The organism is Flavobacterium sp. C3NV (genome assembly GCF_046825355.2).
GTDB lineage: Bacteria > Bacteroidota > Bacteroidia > Flavobacteriales > Flavobacteriaceae > Flavobacterium.
The window spans coordinates 19,339-36,574 of the sequence record NZ_JBKQBJ020000014.1; the positions used below are offsets into that span (position 1 = coordinate 19,339).

12 protein-coding genes are annotated in these 17,236 nt (G+C 35.5%); 1 reads left to right on the forward strand and 11 read right to left on the reverse strand.

All coding sequences use genetic code 11. From position 1 onward, the window contains the following. Positions 1 to 62: 62 nt before the first annotated feature. Complete coding sequence (locus tag ACIDC4_RS18380; RefSeq protein WP_412042392.1) at positions 63 to 3,581, reverse strand: molybdopterin-dependent oxidoreductase; 3,519 nt, start codon at positions 3,579 to 3,581, stop codon at positions 63 to 65. Between the two features lie 183 nt (positions 3,582 to 3,764). On the opposite strand from ACIDC4_RS18380, the gene ACIDC4_RS18385 reads away from it, so the two are divergent. After that, complete coding sequence (locus ACIDC4_RS18385) at positions 3,765 to 4,475, forward strand: Crp/Fnr family transcriptional regulator (RefSeq protein WP_412042391.1); 711 nt, start codon at positions 3,765 to 3,767, stop codon at positions 4,473 to 4,475. Positions 4,476 to 4,552: 77 nt separating this feature from the next. Here the strand turns inward: ACIDC4_RS18385 and ACIDC4_RS18390 are convergent, their stop codons facing one another. From ACIDC4_RS18390 to nirB, 10 genes are all read right to left on the reverse strand, one after another. Further along, on the reverse strand, positions 4,553 to 5,323 hold the full coding sequence (locus ACIDC4_RS18390; protein ID WP_412042390.1) for an alpha/beta hydrolase: 771 nt from the start codon (positions 5,321 to 5,323) through the stop codon (positions 4,553 to 4,555). A 257-nt stretch (positions 5,324 to 5,580) separates the two neighbouring features. Then, complete coding sequence (locus tag ACIDC4_RS18395) at positions 5,581 to 6,204, reverse strand: class I SAM-dependent methyltransferase (RefSeq protein WP_412042389.1); 624 nt, start codon at positions 6,202 to 6,204, stop codon at positions 5,581 to 5,583. Positions 6,205 to 6,206: 2 nt separating this feature from the next. Then, entirely contained in the window at positions 6,207 to 6,920 is a 714-nt protein-coding gene (locus ACIDC4_RS18400; protein WP_412042388.1) for an exonuclease/endonuclease/phosphatase family protein, read from the reverse strand. Between the two features lie 187 nt (positions 6,921 to 7,107). Then, a complete protein-coding gene (locus ACIDC4_RS18405; RefSeq protein WP_412042387.1) occupies positions 7,108 to 8,370 on the reverse strand; it encodes an alginate export family protein in 1,263 nt (420 codons plus the stop codon). 104 nt (positions 8,371 to 8,474) lie between these two features. After that, positions 8,475 to 9,953 carry an MFS transporter gene (locus ACIDC4_RS18410; RefSeq protein WP_412042386.1) on the reverse strand — a complete coding sequence of 493 codons (1,479 nt, stop codon included), beginning with the start codon at positions 9,951 to 9,953 and terminating at the stop codon, positions 8,475 to 8,477. Positions 9,954 to 10,048: 95 nt separating this feature from the next. Beyond that, complete coding sequence (locus ACIDC4_RS18415; RefSeq protein WP_230039780.1) at positions 10,049 to 10,708, reverse strand: response regulator transcription factor; 660 nt, start codon at positions 10,706 to 10,708, stop codon at positions 10,049 to 10,051. Between the two features lie 581 nt (positions 10,709 to 11,289). Further along, a complete protein-coding gene (locus ACIDC4_RS18420) occupies positions 11,290 to 13,095 on the reverse strand; it encodes a PAS domain-containing sensor histidine kinase (RefSeq protein ID WP_412042385.1) in 1,806 nt (601 codons plus the stop codon). 65 nt (positions 13,096 to 13,160) lie between these two features. Further along, on the reverse strand, positions 13,161 to 13,745 hold the full coding sequence (locus ACIDC4_RS18425; protein WP_412042384.1) for a DUF4202 domain-containing protein: 585 nt from the start codon (positions 13,743 to 13,745) through the stop codon (positions 13,161 to 13,163). A 220-nt stretch (positions 13,746 to 13,965) separates the two neighbouring features. Further along, on the reverse strand, positions 13,966 to 14,343 hold the full coding sequence (gene nirD / locus ACIDC4_RS18430; RefSeq protein WP_412042383.1) for a nitrite reductase small subunit NirD: 378 nt from the start codon (positions 14,341 to 14,343) through the stop codon (positions 13,966 to 13,968). Positions 14,344 to 14,554: 211 nt separating this feature from the next. Beyond that, positions 14,555 to 17,068, reverse strand: a complete 2,514-nt coding sequence (gene nirB, locus ACIDC4_RS18435; RefSeq protein ID WP_412042382.1) for a nitrite reductase large subunit NirB — start codon at positions 17,066 to 17,068, stop codon at positions 14,555 to 14,557. Positions 17,069 to 17,236: the final 168 nt, after the last annotated feature.

The following is a 17,236-nucleotide window of genomic DNA, read 5'->3' on the forward strand; positions in this document are numbered from 1 at the left end:
CGAAAAAACTTTGTGACCTCTGTGGTAAAATTTATGTTCAAAGTAACTTGAAACTTGAAAAACTAAACTTTACACTTCGCCAATATCTCCTTAACCTCAGTTTTACAGCTACCGCAGCCTAATCCTGCGCCTGTATTTTTGCATAAATCCGTAAAATTGTTGACGCCGCTTTTTATGGTTTCTTCTATATTTCCGGCTCCGACCTGACTGCAGGAACAAACTAATTTTCCCAGAACAGGTTTTGCCGTTGAGTTTCCTCTAAGTAATAAATTTCGCTTGTCTGATAATTCGATTTTGCTTTCGATCATGGTTTTAAACTCGGCAAATTCATTTTTATCTCCCATTAAAATAGCACCAACCAGCAAATCATCCTTTACGATACATTTTTTGTAATAGCGTTTTTTAAGATCGGCAAAAATAATTTCTTCGTACGAATCGTCGTTTTCCGGAATTTCGATATCACCAATGCTACACAGGTTAATATCTTCCAGTTTCAGAATATTCATTAAAATAGAACCTTTGTAAAAACTGCTAATATCACCTGCTAAAAAGTTAGCCAGAATATCAGCTTGTTCTTCGGCAGCAGAAGTAATTCCGAATAATTTATTGTTGAATTCGGCTATTTCTCCAATAGCAAATATATCAGGGTTTGAGGTCTGCAAATACTGGTTTACTTTTACACCGCGTCCGCAAGCAAGTCCGCTTTCTCGCGCGATTTCGATATTTGGAATTGTTCCAATCGTATAAACAATGGCATTTGCTGTGATGATTCGGCCACTTTTTAGGGCAATTTCGATTTCATTCGAATTATCGGTTTCAAAAACAGTACTGACCTCATTATCAAAGTAAATCTGAATATCACGAAGCTGAACTTCCTCTGCTAATAATTTACTAGAAATTCGGTCTAGTTGACGTTCCATCAAGCGGGACGCTCTTTGAACAATGGTCGTTTTAACTTTTTTATGTTTTAGGGCAGCGGCCAGTTCTAAACCTAATAGACCTCCGCCAATGATAACAACATGTTGTTCTTCGGGTGGTAAATTTGTGCTGTCAAGATGTTTTTTTAAGCGATCTGCATCTTCTTTGCGTCTTACGGTAAATCTGCCCGGAAGATGTAATTGTGCATTTTCAGGCACAAAAGGACGGCTTCCCGTTGCCATGATCAAAGCATCATAAGTATGTATTTCGCCTAAACTATCTGTTATTGTTTTTTTGCTGGAATCAATTTTCGTGATTGCCACATTGGCATTCATCGTGATTTTTAATTTATTTAAAGCTTCACCATCTTTTACCTTTAGCAATTGTTCCCAGCTAAATTCGCCAGTCATATATTCCGGAAGTAAAACCCTGTTGTAAAATGGATTTACTTCATTCGAAAAAACTACAATCTCGTCTGTTTGATTGAACTCACGATAATTCTGAATAAATCTAAAAGAAGCTGCTCCGGCGCCCATAATAGCAATTTTCTGGAACGGTTTTACATATTTGGTAATATTGACTGTGGTGTATTTAAAATCAGGTTCTTTAGAAACCGGATCAACTACCGTATTGGTCAAATTATTAGTTCTGTTCAGGTCATTTTCTAGTTGTTTTCCCCAGTGCATTGGCAGAAAAAGGACTTTTTCTTTGATAGTATCTGTTACTTTTGCTTTTACGCGAACTTCACCATTTTTGCTGCTTACAATAACAATATCTCCATTTTTAATATCATTTTTAAAAGCATCGATTGGGTTTATTTCTAAAACCGGACTAGGCGTATGCGTCATCAATCTCGATACTTTTCCGGTTTTGGTCATCGTATGCCATTGATCGCGAACTCGTCCTGTAGTTAAAATAAACGGAAACTGAGGATTAGGCTGTTCTGATGTGTTTTCTATCGCCGTTGGTAAATTGAAAATCGCTTTTTGCGATGGTGTATAGAATTTTTTATCCGTAAAAAGTCGGGGAGTACCTGGATGTCCATAATCCGGAACTGGCCATTGAAAAGTACCTTCGGTTTTTAAGCGATGATAATTTAAGAATGAAATATCTATGTTCGTATTTTTAGTCAGCGCGCAATGTTCTTTATAAATTTCTTCGGCACTATTAAAATTAAAACCGTTGAAATTCATTTTTTTAGCAAAGCGAATTAAAATTTCAATGTCCGAAAGTGCTTCGCCGGGAGCATTGATTCCTTTTGGCAAATAAGAAATTCGACGTTCAGAATTGGTCATTGTTCCTTCTTTTTCTAACCAACCAGCGGCAGGCAATAATAAATCGGCATATTTTGAAGTATCTGCATTATGCGAAATATCCTGAACCACTACAAATTTGGCATTTTGCAATGCTTTTTCGATTCGGCGGGAATCTGGTAAACTCACTAACGGATTGGTGCAGATAATCCAGACGGCCTTCATTTTTCCAGATTCCAAAGCTTCAAACATTTCAGTTGCTGTTAAACCCGGTTTGTCTGATATTGCATCGACGCCCCAAAAATCGGCTACTTCTTTTCGATGTTCCGGATTCGCAATGTCTTTATGCGCCGCCAGAAGTGTCGCCATTCCGCCAACTTCTCGTCCGCCCATTGCGTTAGGTTGTCCTGTTAACGAAAATGGGCCTGAACCCGGTTTGCCTATTTGTCCCGTTAATAAAGACAAATTCAATAAAGCGGTATTTTTATCAACGCCAACAGCGCTTTGGTTCAGGCCCATTGCCCAAAGTGAAATAAAACCTTTGGCTTTGCCAATAATATCGGCAGCAAGTTTAATATCATTAACCGAAATACCACAAATTTTGGAAGCTTTTTCTAAAGAAGTACTTAAAACTAAGTCTTTGTATTGTTTAAAATTTTCAGCATTGTTTTTTACAAAATCATGATCGACGTAGCCTTTTTCGATGATACGTTTGGCGATGGCATGGTATAAAATAATATCAGATCCCGGAATAATCTGCAAATGCAAATCGGCAAAAGCAGCTGTATCCGTGCGTCTTGGATCAATAACAATGATTTTTATTTTAGGATTTTTCTCTTTGTGTTTTTCTATTCTTCTAAATAAAATAGGATGACACCAAGCCGGGTTTGCACCCGTAATAAGGAAAGTATCCGCAAGTTCAATATCATCATAAGCAATGGGTACAGAATCTTCGCCAAAAGTTTTTTTATACCCCACAACGGCTGAACTCATGCACAAACGCGAATTTGTATCGATGTTATTGGTTTTCAAAAAGCCTTTTACCAATTTATTTACCAGATAATATTCTTCGGTTAAACATTGACCGGAAATGTAAAATCCAACGCTGTCGGGACCGTGTTTTTTTATGATAGAAGTAAATACAGCTGCAGCGCGATCAAGTGCAGTATCCCAACTTACTCGTTCCAGCGGATAGGATTTACTGCCACGCATTTCGGGATATAAAATCCGGTCTGATGTATCATTGACTACGTAGTGCAAATTCATTCCTTTAGAACATAACATTCCTTTGTTTACAGGATGGTCTTTGTCGCCCGTAACCATTACGCCATTTTTGGCATCGTTGGTTACGATTATGCCACAGCCAACGCCACAATAGGAACACGTAGTTTTGATTTTGGTATTTTGCATCACAGCTTTTTTTAAGTAATAACTAATGAAATCTGTTTAGATCTAAATAATTCACTTATTTATTCTTAAACAAAAATAAGTATTTTTACGTATAAATACTTATTTTTGTAATTTATTTTTCTACTTTTGATTCAAATAAAAGAGGAACAACAATTTAGAGTACCATGCATAAAATTTGAACTCATGAAAGAAGAGCAACCTATTTGTTATACCTGTATCAACGAAAACTGTTTTATTAAAAAACATTTGCACTTAGAACAGATGAAAGAATATGTTTTAAGGAAAGAAACCTTTGTTTGTAAAAAATCGAATTCTTTTATTAAAGAAGGTGATCTCATAAAAGGATTGTATTTTATTTGTTCAGGTAAAGTCAAAACAATAAAAACAGGCATAAACGGAAGAGAGCAAATTGTTCGCTTAACAAAAAACGGAGACACAATAGGTTTTCGCGGATTTGGAACGAGCAGTAGATATTTGATTGGTGCCTCTGCCTTAGAAGATACTGTTTTATGTAATTTTAGTAATGAAACGATGTTGGAAATTCTTCAGAAGATTCCTGAATTTACCTATGCTTTAATGTTGTTTTATGCCGATGAACTTAATAAAAGTGAGAACAACATTCGTAAAATTGCCCATATGAATGTGCGCGAACGTGTAATCGATTTGTTGCTGTACATCCATCGTAAATTTGGTCAAATTGACGGTTTAATAGATATTGAACTTTCCAGGAAAGAGATTGCTGATTTTGCAGGAACTACAGAAGAGCAGGCTATTCGTGTACTTTCGAATCTGAAAAAAGAAATGCTCATTAAAACCATTGGTAAAAAAATAGGGATTTTGGTTGTGCCTAAATTACGTTCTGAAATTATGGAACATAAATATTTTACTATTTAAATGGATTAAGTACTATTACTTATAATTTTAGAGACGCACAATAATGTATTTCTTTTGTACGTCTCTTTTGATGAGATTTATAAATTAGAATACCAATTTAGTATATAATCTGCTATTTCTTCCCAGCCTTTTTCGCCACAAATAAAATGACTTTTGGTATCATAGATTTTTATATCAACTCTGCTGTTGGGATCTTTGTATTGGGTGGCATTTTTTTTGGTTAGTGCCGGCGGAAATATATTATCATTTCCTCCGCCAATAAATAAAATTGGCTGATGTGGTTTTTTGAAATCGGCATTTGAAAAAGATTTCAATAGGGTTTCCCTACCAATTTTTCTGCTTTCGGGAACAGCAATCAGGTCGTAAGCTTTGTCTTGTTCAGGTTTTGGTAATGTATTAAAAAAGGCACGATTGTACCAGTCTCTTGATCCTAAATAATAGCCTTTACTGGAAAAGAAGTTTACTGCCGGCCATACAATTTTTACTGTTGAAAATGGAGGTAAAACATTTTTGGGAGGTGCTCCATTGATGCTTACTGCGGCATCGGCTTTGCCTAAATCAATCAGTTTTTGTACCGCTAATCCCGCCATCGAATGCCCAATGACAAGTGGTTTCTCGGGTAAGGTATCGATCAGTTTTGCAATATTCTGTACCACATCTATAAAGCCTGTATCTACAAGTTCCGGATGTATATTTTCCCGAAGTGCTGCAGGATCGCCATCGTGTCCCGGATTTGCAGGAGCATATACCGTATATCCTTTTTGCTCATAGTAATTTTTCCATTCTGACCAGGTACTATCATTCACGAACATCCCGTGTACTAATACAATTGTTTTTGATTTTGCCATTATTAAGGTTATTTAAAATTGATACTAATTTTAGAATAGGGCAATGCAAAATGAGAAACAACCTTTTTAATTGAGGTTGCCGCTTGTAGATAGTTTCTTTTTTTTGTACTAAAATACAAATAAAAGTTTTTATTTTAACAATTGATTTTAATTTAAATAACTGTATTGTAGTTAGTTATTGTTTTTGAGGGGGGAATGGTGTAGAGATGTACAGTAATAATTTTTTTGTACATCTCTACGAAACGTTTTTAGAAAGCTTATTTTTTCTTTCCAATAAATCGAATAACAGAACCTTTCCCGTTATGGAATAAACCTTCGTTTAATTCGATTTCTTTTTCTTCTAACTGAATGATTTCATAATCAGGAAAATCAGATTGTATTTCTTCAATAGAAAATAGGGATTCAATATCTTTTGGTCCGCCAACTTTATCGTTTATAGCCAGATATTCTAAATGTTTTTTGCTGAAAGCTTCAAAAATGATATATCCGTCTTTGCGCAAATAAGTATCTAATGTTTTGTGAATAGATGATTTAATGGCTGCAGGAAAGTGTGCATAAATTAATGCCATCGCATCAAATTGTTTAGCTGGATAATTAAGGGTTTCCAGTTCTCCAACTTGGTAATCAATTTCGACATTATTTGCTTCGGCTAGTTTAAGAGCTTTGTTTTTTCCTTCGGCACTAATATCAAATGCGGAGACTTTCCAACCTAATTGGGCTGCGAAAACAGCATTTCTACCTTCGCCTTCAGCCGGGAAAAGAATACTTCCGGGGTTTAGTTTCTCTAATTGTTCTTTTAAAAAATTGTTGGGCGCTGTGCCGTAAGCAAATTCTTCGCTGCTGTAACGGTCGTTCCATCTCTCTGTCCAGGTGTCTTTCATTGTTATAAATTGAATTTAATTATTAAAGGTTTATGATCGCTGTGCAAAATCCAATCCTGATAATTTCCTATTTCAACATTTTCTAAAGCTTCAATGAAATCATTTGAGGCAAAACAATAATCAATATGATACGGTTTGTTTTCATGACGATACATATATAAAGTTGGATGTTGCTCTTTTCCTTGTACTTGATTGTGAAATTTATGATAAGTACTAAAGATCTTTTTTGATTCTAATTTGTTGACAACGGTAGAGTGATTTCCTTCTCTTCGAGGTTTGTCCCAAATGGTATTACTATTAAAATCGCCAATTAAAATTGTTCCTGTTTCCTTAATAAGATCTTCATAAAAATTAATGGCTTTCCAAACCTGAGTTACATAAGCTCCGTCCTTGTCTCCTGGATTATTTGCCCAAACAGCAAATAGAGTAAAATCTATTTTTCCGCCAGTAACGGCAATGGGCAAAATATTTTTGAAATCAGGATTATGATAATCCAGCAATTGAAATCTATAATCGTTATAAGAGAAAATACCAAGTCCTTTATGCGGATTTGTGCCGTACCAGAGAATATCTGTTGGTAATTGTATCCCGTCAGGGAATTTGAGTTTTTCGGGATTTTCACACTCAGAAATTACGGCAATATCAGGATTGTAAGCTAAAATGAATTCGGCTTTTTTTCTGAATGCCATGTTACAATTCCAAGCTATGATTTTCATTGTGGTGAAGGAATTTTAGTATTGGATTTAACTGTATTTAGCAGGATGATACTTGCTATAAGTTTAGAAAAAGAATCAATAAAATCTAAATCAAATATACCAAAAGAATCTCTTATTGGTCTAAAAAAAAATACCCTTTTTCTAAAAGAGAAAAAGGGTAAATTGTCTTGTTGTTATTAGAGTTTAACTATTTCTTCCAGCTAAAAATTCTAGGGTTTACAGAAATCATTAACCATGCCCAGTTGTTGGTATGTCCTGCATATCCAGGAGTTTTAAGAACTTCTAAAGTTTTGGTACCAAACATTTGAGAATATCCTCCTGTAAGTGTAATATCTTTTTTGAAATTGAATCCGGCTGTAAAGTCAACCTCAGTTCCTAAATAAGAATCCATTTTTTTGTTTGCTACCACTACATCAGCAGCAGATAAGAATACGTGCGGCATTAATGCAAATTGCCATTTTTTTACATTGTAGTTGAATTTCAAAGAAGCGTCTTGTAAACCAACACTGTTTTGATGACCACCGCCAACATAGAAATAATCCATGTAACCGTTGAATGCGTGGTTAGTACCAAAAATAGGATTGAATGATTTGATTACTGTACTTCCGTCATTTGTATCTTTTCCTGATAAATATTCGTAACCAATACCTGCTTTAAATGAATCTGTTATAGCATATGCAAAGTTTATTGCACCATCCCATGCACTAACCTGATTGTCTGTACTTTTTCCGGTTTGACCGTAGAAACTTAAGTTACTGTCAATTTTTTTGGTTTTGTAAGTCAGGTAAGTTCCAAAAGTTTGTTTGTAATCAACTAGTAGTTTTTGTGCAGGATTAGCATATTCATAACCTGTATTCAAAACTAATAAACTAATACCTAATTTGTCTACATTAGTATGGTACCATGCGTATTGCATCGCTTTGTAATTACCTACTTTGTAAGGAGTTTGAAAATTGTTTTCGGCATCAGAGTTATACGCTAATCCCATATCAAGCTGGTGATTTTTTGGGTGGAAAGAGACCATTAAGGCATCGTGGCTTTGTCCTTGTTGTAACCAGTCAATTTCTCCCATAATACGTTGGTTGTCATAAGAAAGTACTTGACGACCTGCTCTTGCGCTCCATTTTTCGGATATATCATATTGTGCCCAAGCTTCAAAAACGGCAATGCCATTTTTGTCCGAAGTTGCAGTTGTACCTACATCTCCCCATGTTCTGACATTCTGTAAAGTTAATTTTGCAGATAATTGATCTTGTTTGTAATTAAAGTTTAATCTTGAACGTTGTGAGATTTGAGAAGTTGCTTCTGTTCCTTCAGGTATAAGTGTTTTGTATCCGTTACGGTATTCAAAACGTGGTCTTAATTGCAAATTTACGTCTAATTCCTGCGCTTGAATGTCAAGGCTTATTCCTACTAATAATAAGAATAGAATTACTTTAAGTTTTTTCATAATTGGTTTCTTTAAATATCAGCAAAATTATAAGAAAAATAGCTCATTGTATATGATAAAAATCATATTAATGCATATTTTTTGGTCTAAAAGTTTTATTTAATCTATTGTATGTCAATTACTTTTGCAAATATAGGTGATTTTTCTTTCATAATTTTACTTATGGTATAATGCATCCAAATCAGGCAGATAGCAGAAAAAATGAGAATAAAAATCCATGAACTGGACCAGATACCGGTTGCTGTTAAAATATATCCAAAAATGATTGGCCCGAAGAAACCGCCCAAACCGCCAATCATACCTACCATACCGCCAACAACACCAACCTCGGTAGGGAAATATTCCGGAATATGTTTGTAAACTGCCGCTTTTCCTATTCCCCACGAAATACCAATTAGGATCACTAAAACCAGAAAAACCCACATGTTAGCATCGAATTTGATCACTGTAATTCCTTTGGCCAGAAGTTCTTTTTTCTTGACAGTTTGGTTTTGTTCGACTACGACTTGCTGCCAGGATGTACTGGTTGGAAAGATCGAGCTTTCGCTTACATCTTCTTTTTTTTGCGCAACGGTAAAATCTGTTTCCCCAATCTTAATGTTACTATTGGAAACCGAAGTTACAGTACCTTTTTTAGTAGCTAAAACGCCTGGGCCAGTAGTGGTAATTTCCATTTTTGGAATCATTAAAAGAGCGCTTAAAATTACTGATGAACTCAAAACCCAATACATCACTTTTCTGGCTCCGAATTTATCTGATAAATAGCCTCCAAAAGCCCGAATCACGCCAGATGGCAAACTGAAAAGAGTGGCAAATAAACCGCCCATAACTAAACTGGTTTGATAGACATTCATGAAATTTGGTAATAACCATTGCGAATAAGCCACAAAACATCCGAATACTAAAAAGTAATAGGCTCCAAAACGCCAGACTCTAGCTGATTTTAAAGAACCCAGCATTTGAGAAACGCTTTTTGTATTGTTTTCTATTTTTTTATTTTTGGCGAAAATCAAAAAGGCGACTCCAATTACTAATAAAGAAATGGCATAAATAACAGGCAATATTTTCCAGCCGTTTTGAGGATCATCAACAGAGAAATGATTTAATAAGGAAGGTGCCAAAAAAGTAGTTATTGCGGCTCCGGCGTTCCCCATCCCGAAGATTCCCAGGGCACGGCCTTGCCATTCTTTTGGATACCAAATCGAGGTATATCCAATCCCGACGGCAAAACTTGTTCCGACCATTCCGAAGAAAAAACTCAATAAAGCAAACATAAAAAAACTGTCGGCGTAAGGAAGCAGAAATAAAGGAATCGAGCAGAGGAGAAGTAAAAGTGAAAAAACGTATTTTCCGCCATATTTATCCGTTAGAATTCCAATTGGCAGACGCATTATAGAACCAGTTAATATGGGAATACCCAGAAGCCAGCCCACCTGAACAACGCTCCAGTGAAAAATTCCGTTATCGACTAAAAAAGTTACTAAAACACCGTTTAGTGTCCAGCAGGCAAAACACACTGTAAATGCCAATGTGTTCAAAATTAAAATTTTGTGAGATTCAGATAATGGGTTTGTAGTTTTCATAGCACTTATAATTTTTGATAAAAATAAGTACTATAACTTAGTTAAAAACTGCCAAAACGCAGTTTTCGAAAAATAATTACGTATTTATACGTAATTTATAGTAACGAATACTCAGTCGCTTTATTCGAAAGTTCCATTAAATTTTTAACTTTTAACTTTTTCATTAAGTTAAAACGATGTACTTCGGCAGTACGCTTACTGATATCAAGTGCTTCAGCGATTTCTTTGTTTCCTTTTCCGGACAATAAAAGTGTGAGGATTTCTTTTTCTCTTTTGGTAATCATCATTTCTTCGGACAAGCTTTGTTTCGGTTCTAATGATGTCGAAGAGTTAGTTAATTGGCTAATTAAGATAGACGAAATATCACCGCTAAAATATTTCCCGCCGGCAGCAACGGTATGCAGTGCTTTTAGGAATTCTTCTTTGCTTGATCCTTTTAATAAATAACCATCGGCTCCGGCTTTTATAGACTTTAATACGTATTCTTCAGACTCGTGCATAGAAAGCATGATGATTTTTACGTTATTATTTTCGCCTCTAAGTTTTTCTACTACCTCGATACCGGTTAAGTTAGGCATACGAATATCTACTATAAGTAAATCAGGTTTGCTGGCTGCAACCACTTCAAGAGCATCTGCACCATCGATTGCTTCTCCTACAACCTCGATGTTTGCTTCGTTTTCAAGTAATGATTTAATTCCATCTCTTACAAAAACATGATCATCTGCCAGTACTACACGAATGATATTACTCATAATTTACTTAAATTTTATTTTGGATTTTTACGTATATTCATCTACAAAGAAGACGCTAATATACGTAATTTTTAGATTTTAATTTCTAATTTTTTAAAATTGCAAATTCTAATATTAAAGCCAACATTAAAATATCATTAAAAAATGAATCATATTATAAGTTATATGTTGCTATTTGAGAATGGTCTTGGGTTGAACTTTGTCAAAGTTCTAAACTTTGACAAAGTTTGCTGCGAATTACATTATTCATTTATTTAAGTTTAGTGATTATAATTGCGGTCCTTCGACTTCGCTCAGGATGACAACATTGAGAATCGTCTTTGCTGCGAGAGGGATAGGAGAACGTTACCTTGTAACGCGGATAGCCCGACAGCATGCCGGTAAGAGGGCGAATAAGCGCAAAGTAAATTTGCCCTCTTATCGGGATGGTGTCTCGCCCAAATTATTATTATTTGATAGCTTTTACATTGCTAAGCTTCGACTTCGCTCAGCCTGACAAGATTGTGTGTAATTGGAATTTGGAATTTATTTTTTGAAGATTCCTATTGGTTAGGAATTTTAAAATTCGGAATTTCCTTTTTCTAAATCGGAATATTAAAAGTAATTCTCGTTCCTTCGCCCGGAATAGAATTAATAAATACGCGACCGTTTACGTATTGAATTCGCTCTTTCATAAACAATAATCCCATTCCGGATTCGCTGTTGCGTTTTTTGTCTACGGCGTGAATGTCAAAGCCTTTTCCGTTGTCGTCTACGATAATGCTTAACAAAGTATTACTGTGCGAAAGCTGGACGATTATATGCGATGATTCGGCGTATTTTATGGCATTATTGATGGCTTCCTGCGTTAGTCGGTAAATGTTGATTTCGATTAGAGAATCTAAACGTTGATTAAAGTCGGTTTTGTTGTAAAATAGAATTTCTTTTCCGGTTAGTTTAGAAAGTTCCTGGGTAAGTTTTGCCAAAGAGGAAACGATGCCGTGATCGCTGAGTTCCGGAGGCATCAGGTTGAAAGTGGCGGTGCGAACGCCTTTTATAATATCGAGTGATAACTTTTTTAGATATTCTATTTTTTGAGCTGATTTTTCTTTGTCTTCGAGATTGATACTTTCGAGACTAAATTTTAATCCGGTAAGCATTTGCCCAATTCCGTCGTGAATTTCTTTCGCGATTCGGTTTTGTTCGTTTTCCTGATTTTCAACAATTTTACTCGAAATAATCTTTTGCTGATTGATTTTCTCGGTGCTGTTTTCGATATTCAGGCGTTCGACTTCTCGTTGTGCTTTTTTACGCTCGGTAATATTGAAACAGATTATTAAAAGTTCTGATTCTTCTTTTTTGATCGTTACCGGAACCATCGATAAATCGAGCCAAAAAGTCTGGGATTCTTTGTTGATGATTTTAATTTCGCCCTGCCAGCCACTTCTGTGTTTCTCAAAAATGATTCGGTCAATATTGAGTTGTTCCTTCTCGTCGGTTGTTAGAACCTCAGAGAATTTTTTATCAGAGGAAAATCGGGTGTAATTTAAGAGTTTGGCAAATTTTTCTCCAATATGAATGATCGAACCATCGGGCGCAATACGGCAATACAGCAACGTATTTTCCATGGCATAATTCAGCGATTTTAATTCTTTTACGGAGTTTTCTTTTATTTCGCTAATAATTTCAGTGTCGTAAGCGAGTTTTAAAGCTTTCTTTTCAGAAGATAAAAGTTTGGCAATCAGTTTTTCTATTTTTTTGTTGGTAGGTTTGAAGATGAAGAAAAACTCCATTAGTAAAACGAAAAGTGTAAAGGCAAAAATCCAATATTCTATTTTGCGTTGTTCGGTAACTTTTTCGTGGGCTTCAAGATCGTACTGACTTACAATTCGATTCATTTTTGAAAGGAAAATGCCTTCGTTTTTCAGGATCGTCTGAACCAGTTTTTGATTCTGGGCTAAGTTGCTTTTTTGTTTTAAGTTTAATAGAAAAGAATCGGTTGATTGGCTGATAGTACTGAAAACAGGATTGATTTCGGCATACAATTTATTGAGAGTTTCGCTTTTTTCTTTAGGGAAAGCCAAACTGTCGTTGCCATTTTCAAGCGCGTTTTGAGTGGTTTTCCAGAGTTCGAGAACATCTTTTAAATGCGAAATCTGTTTTTGGGAAACGGTGTCTGAAACATAATTTAAAATCAAAACTTCTTTTACAATTTTCTGGCTCAGCATTCGCTGTTTACCTGAAATGTTTATGATTTTAGAATCGCTTAACTGTTGTTTTAAATTGTACTGAACCAGTATCTGACTTAGAATGACGGTTATAGCAATAGTCCAAAGTGCAAAAAAATACCAACGGCGTAAATTTTTGAAATTGATTTTTTCTGCAGCTTCCTGATTGCTTTTTTTCATTCGAAGTGAATATTTGTCTTTTATCTTAAAATGAAATTTGTTTTAAATGTATTCCATCTATGAGATTACAATCCTAAAGAGGCTTTTATTAAGTTGAGATTTTCTTGAGAATAATTAATTTTTAAGGCTTCCTGATGTCCTTTGTCAGACATTTTATCCCAGGTTTTTTTGATGATGTTTTTTAGTTTTTCATCATCGTGTTTGTGCACAAACGGATCCAGATAATATTCTAAAAATACCAGACAAATAATATCTTCGAGCAATTGTGTTTCGGCATCTTTTTTCAATAATTTCTTTTCGATTAAAAAAGAAACGCGATCGATAAAATCCTGATTATATCCTGCTTTTTCTAAAATTTCGGCAGTAGTTTTAGCATGAAATTTTTTCAGGTCTTCTCGCCATCTTAAATAGCCCACACGATCCATTGGGTAGGATTCGCGCGCGACTTTCCATCGGCAAATGTGTTGTGCTTTTGAGGCAATCTGAATTTGTTCTGAAGCTTCGGGTTCAAACTGCATCAGTCTTTCGTACATTCTGTTCGAATATAATAATTCCTTTGGATATTCGGTATTTTGATCGATTTCGATATTCGGATCCTGTGCGTTTTCAGCATCAATCCACTCGCTTGCTTTTTGAAAAGGTGTAGTCATTGTTGGTAAGATAATAGATTTCAAAGATACATAATTAACTAATAAGGCTTAATTTTTAAACACATAGAAACATAGGTTTTTGGCTTTTTAGAAAAAAGAAAATTGGAAAGAAACTGGTTTCTAACACATAGCTATGTTTGTTAATGCAAGTGAAACGCCTTCTTAGGGTCTCTAAAAGCTATGTTCCTATGTGTTTAAATTGTTTTAGAGTAGAAATTTATTAATCTATAAAACCTACAAATACTTCGTTTTCAATAACTTTAATAGGATAGGTTGCAATTTTAAAATCATCGCCGTTTAGGTTAGAACCATCAACCAGCGAAAAAGTTTTCTTATGCATTGGGCAGGCAATTTTTGGGATATCATCTGTCGAACCTGTCATTCCTCTTGCGAGAACCATTTCCATTTTATGCGGACAGGCGTTTTGGCAAGCGTACCATTCGTTACGGCGTGCGAAATTGAAAATGGCAATTTGTTTGTTTTTGTATTTGATGCAGCCGCCACGATTGGTGGGGAAATCTTCTACTTTTCCGGCTTTGAACCAAATTGTTGCATCGTTTGGATGAACTGTTTCGTATTGATTTAAGATTTCTTCCATTTTGATAAGTTTTGTGTTTCTGTTTCTTATCCCTCTTTTTACAATCAAGAGAGTTTGATGGCGCAGTAAAAAAGAGGGTAAGAGGACAGCAAACGTTTTTGTGATATTTTTTTTCTTTTTTTTTGGAGCTGAATTGTTTAATTAAAAATTGAGAATTAAAAATTAAAAATCTTTGAAAGCAATGTGTGTTTAAATAATTATGTATAAAGCTTTACGACCAGGCTTTTGGTGCTTTTTGATCTCTTAACGGAACAAAAACAACATTATCATCTTTCTCTTCAGAGTTTACAAAGTGATTGAAACGTTTTAATAATCTTGGTTTTTCGAGTACTTGTTTCCATTCGCATTCAAAAGTATTTACCAGAGTCTGCATTTCGGCTTCAAGGGTTTCGCAGATTCCTAAACTGTCTTCGATGATTACTTCTTTTAAATATTCTAAACCTCCATCTAGTTTATCCAACCAGGTTGCAGTTCTGATTAGCGGGCCGGCAGTACGGATGTAATACATTAAAAAGCGATCGAGATATTTAATAACAGTTTCTTTGTCGATTTTTTCAGCCAATAAAACGGCGTGTTTTGGGTTCGCACCGCCATTTCCTGCGATGTATAAATTCCATCCACCTTCAACGGCAATTAATCCGAAATCTTTTCCGCGGGCTTCGGCGCATTCGCGAATGCAGGCCGAAACGCCACCTTTTAGTTTGTGCGGAGAACGAATTCCTTTGTATCTGTTTTCGAGTTCGATGGCAAATCCTGCGCTGTCATCCATTCCGTAACGACACCACGCATTTCCAACGCAGCTTTTTACGGCGCGAAGCGATTTTCCGTAAGCGTGACCACTTTCGAAACCATTATCGATTAAGATTTTCCAGATTTTTGGCAAGTCACTCAAATGCGCTCCAAATAAATCGACACGTTGCGCTCCGGTAATTTTGGTGTATAAATCAAATTGTTTGGCCACTTCGCCAATTACGATTAGTTTTTCGGCTGTAATTTCACCTCCGGCAACTCTTGGAACTACAGAATAAGTTCCGTTACGCTGAATATTGGCCAAAAATCTATCGTTTGTATCTTGAGTTGTTACGTGTTTATTGGCAGTATCATTATAAATACTAGAGAAGATAGAAGCCACAACAGGCTTACAAACTTCGCAGCCATCGCCTTTGCCATGATGATCGATTACTTCATAAAAATTCTCGTATTTATTGATTTTAACCAAATCGTATAATTCCTGACGTGTGTAGCTAAAGTGTTCACAAATAACATCTTTGACTTCTTTACCAAGAGATTTTTGAGTGGCTTTTACCAAATCAGAAACCATTGGTTTACAGCCGCCACAACCCGAAGTTGCTTTGGTATGTTTGACAACATCTGAAAAGTTAGAACAAGTTTCATCTAAAAGTGAACAGCAAATGGCGCCTTTGGTAACATTTTCGCAAGAACAAATTACTGCAGTATCAGGTAGATCAAGAACGCTTCCTAAACTAGAACCTTCAGATCCGTCTCTTGAACCTAAAATCAAATCTTCAGGATTTTTTGGCAGTGCCATGGCATTACTAAAAATTTGAAAAAGAGAATTGTAATCGCTGGAATCTCCAACTAAAATCCCGCCCAATAAGGTTTTAGAATCTTTGGTAACGTTGATTCTTTTGTAAATTCCGCTTAATTTATTTTCATAAATAATGGCAGTTACATCATTATTTTCTACGAAAGGATCACCAAAACTTGCCACTTCAACGCCAATTAATTTTAATTGTGTCGACATGTCGATAGTTTCTCTCATGGTTTTAGAACCATTTAAGATTTGCTCAGCGGCAACATCGGCCATTTCATAACCCGGAGCAACAAGTCCGTAAATGTTTTGGTTATAAAGTGCTACTTCGCCAATTGCAAAAATCGAAGGATCTGATGTTTGCATTTGATTGTTTACCACAACGCCGCCTCGTAAACCCACTTCAAGTCCTGAAACTCTAGCCAGTTCATCACGAGGTTTTATTCCGGCAGAAATAACCAACATGTCAACTTTTAACAATTCGTTTTCTGCAAACATCATTCCCGTTATACATGTTTCTCCGTCGATATATTGTGTTGCTTTATTAAGATGAATACCAATATTTAACTCTTCGATTTTAGATTGCAGCATATCGCTTGCACCTTTGTCTAATTGTCTCGGCATCAAACGGGGAGCAAATTCTACAACATGCGGATTTAAGCCTAAATCACGAACGGCTTTCGCAGCTTCAAGTCCTAATAATCCTCCGCCTAAAACTGCTGCTTCTGTGGCACCTTTTTGCTTTATTTTTTTGGCGTAAGCCATAATTGCATCCAGATCTTCGATAGTTCTGTACACAAAAACACCTTCTTTTTCAACTCCGTCAATAGGAGGAACGAATGCCGAAGATCCTGTTGCCAAAACTAAGTAATCGTACGTATGAGTTTTTTCTAAATGGGTATGTATTGTTTTTTCTGAGCGATTAATATCTGTAATTAATTCAGAAGTGTTTAGAGTAATATTATTTTCTAAGTACCATTCGGTTGTTGAGAGTGATAAATCGTCAGCTGTTTTTCCTCCAAAGTATTCACTTAAGTGAACACGATCGTAGGCACGCCTTGGTTCTTCACCAAAAACGGTTATCTGATACTTTTCCTGTCCTGATTTTGCAATGAATTTTTCGCAAAATTTATAACCAACCATGCCGTTTCCAACTACTATTACTCTTATCATGATTTCTTTAATTAAGTATTACTACGCAAATATAAGTATTTATACGTATTAAAATACGTAATACTTTTATTTTGTTAGAATTAAAGTGGATTATTTATTACGTATTTTATCGTAATCTTTTACGTAGCGGGGGTTTTGAAAGAATTCAGAAACTTATAGTTTTATAAA

Bases quoted from the DNA above. Each gene is read 5' to 3' on its own strand.
- ACIDC4_RS18380 (WP_412042392.1), bottom strand. From the start codon at position 3,581: ATGCAAAATACCAAAATCAAAACTACGTGTTCCTATTGTGGCGTTGGC.
- ACIDC4_RS18385 (WP_412042391.1), top strand. From the start codon at position 3,765: ATGAAAGAAGAGCAACCTATTTGTTATACCTGTATCAACGAAAACTGT.
- ACIDC4_RS18390 (WP_412042390.1), bottom strand. From the start codon at position 5,323: ATGGCAAAATCAAAAACAATTGTATTAGTACACGGGATGTTCGTGAAT.
- ACIDC4_RS18395 (WP_412042389.1), bottom strand. From the start codon at position 6,204: ATGAAAGACACCTGGACAGAGAGATGGAACGACCGTTACAGCAGCGAA.
- ACIDC4_RS18400 (WP_412042388.1), bottom strand. From the start codon at position 6,920: ATGAAAATCATAGCTTGGAATTGTAACATGGCATTCAGAAAAAAAGCC.
- ACIDC4_RS18405 (WP_412042387.1), bottom strand. From the start codon at position 8,370: ATGAAAAAACTTAAAGTAATTCTATTCTTATTATTAGTAGGAATAAGC.
- ACIDC4_RS18410 (WP_412042386.1), bottom strand. From the start codon at position 9,953: ATGAAAACTACAAACCCATTATCTGAATCTCACAAAATTTTAATTTTG.
- ACIDC4_RS18415 (WP_230039780.1), bottom strand. From the start codon at position 10,708: ATGAGTAATATCATTCGTGTAGTACTGGCAGATGATCATGTTTTTGTA.
- ACIDC4_RS18420 (WP_412042385.1), bottom strand. From the start codon at position 13,095: ATGAAAAAAAGCAATCAGGAAGCTGCAGAAAAAATCAATTTCAAAAAT.
- ACIDC4_RS18425 (WP_412042384.1), bottom strand. From the start codon at position 13,745: ATGACTACACCTTTTCAAAAAGCAAGCGAGTGGATTGATGCTGAAAAC.
- nirD (WP_412042383.1), bottom strand. From the start codon at position 14,343: ATGGAAGAAATCTTAAATCAATACGAAACAGTTCATCCAAACGATGCA.
- nirB (WP_412042382.1), bottom strand. From the start codon at position 17,068: ATGATAAGAGTAATAGTAGTTGGAAACGGCATGGTTGGTTATAAATTT.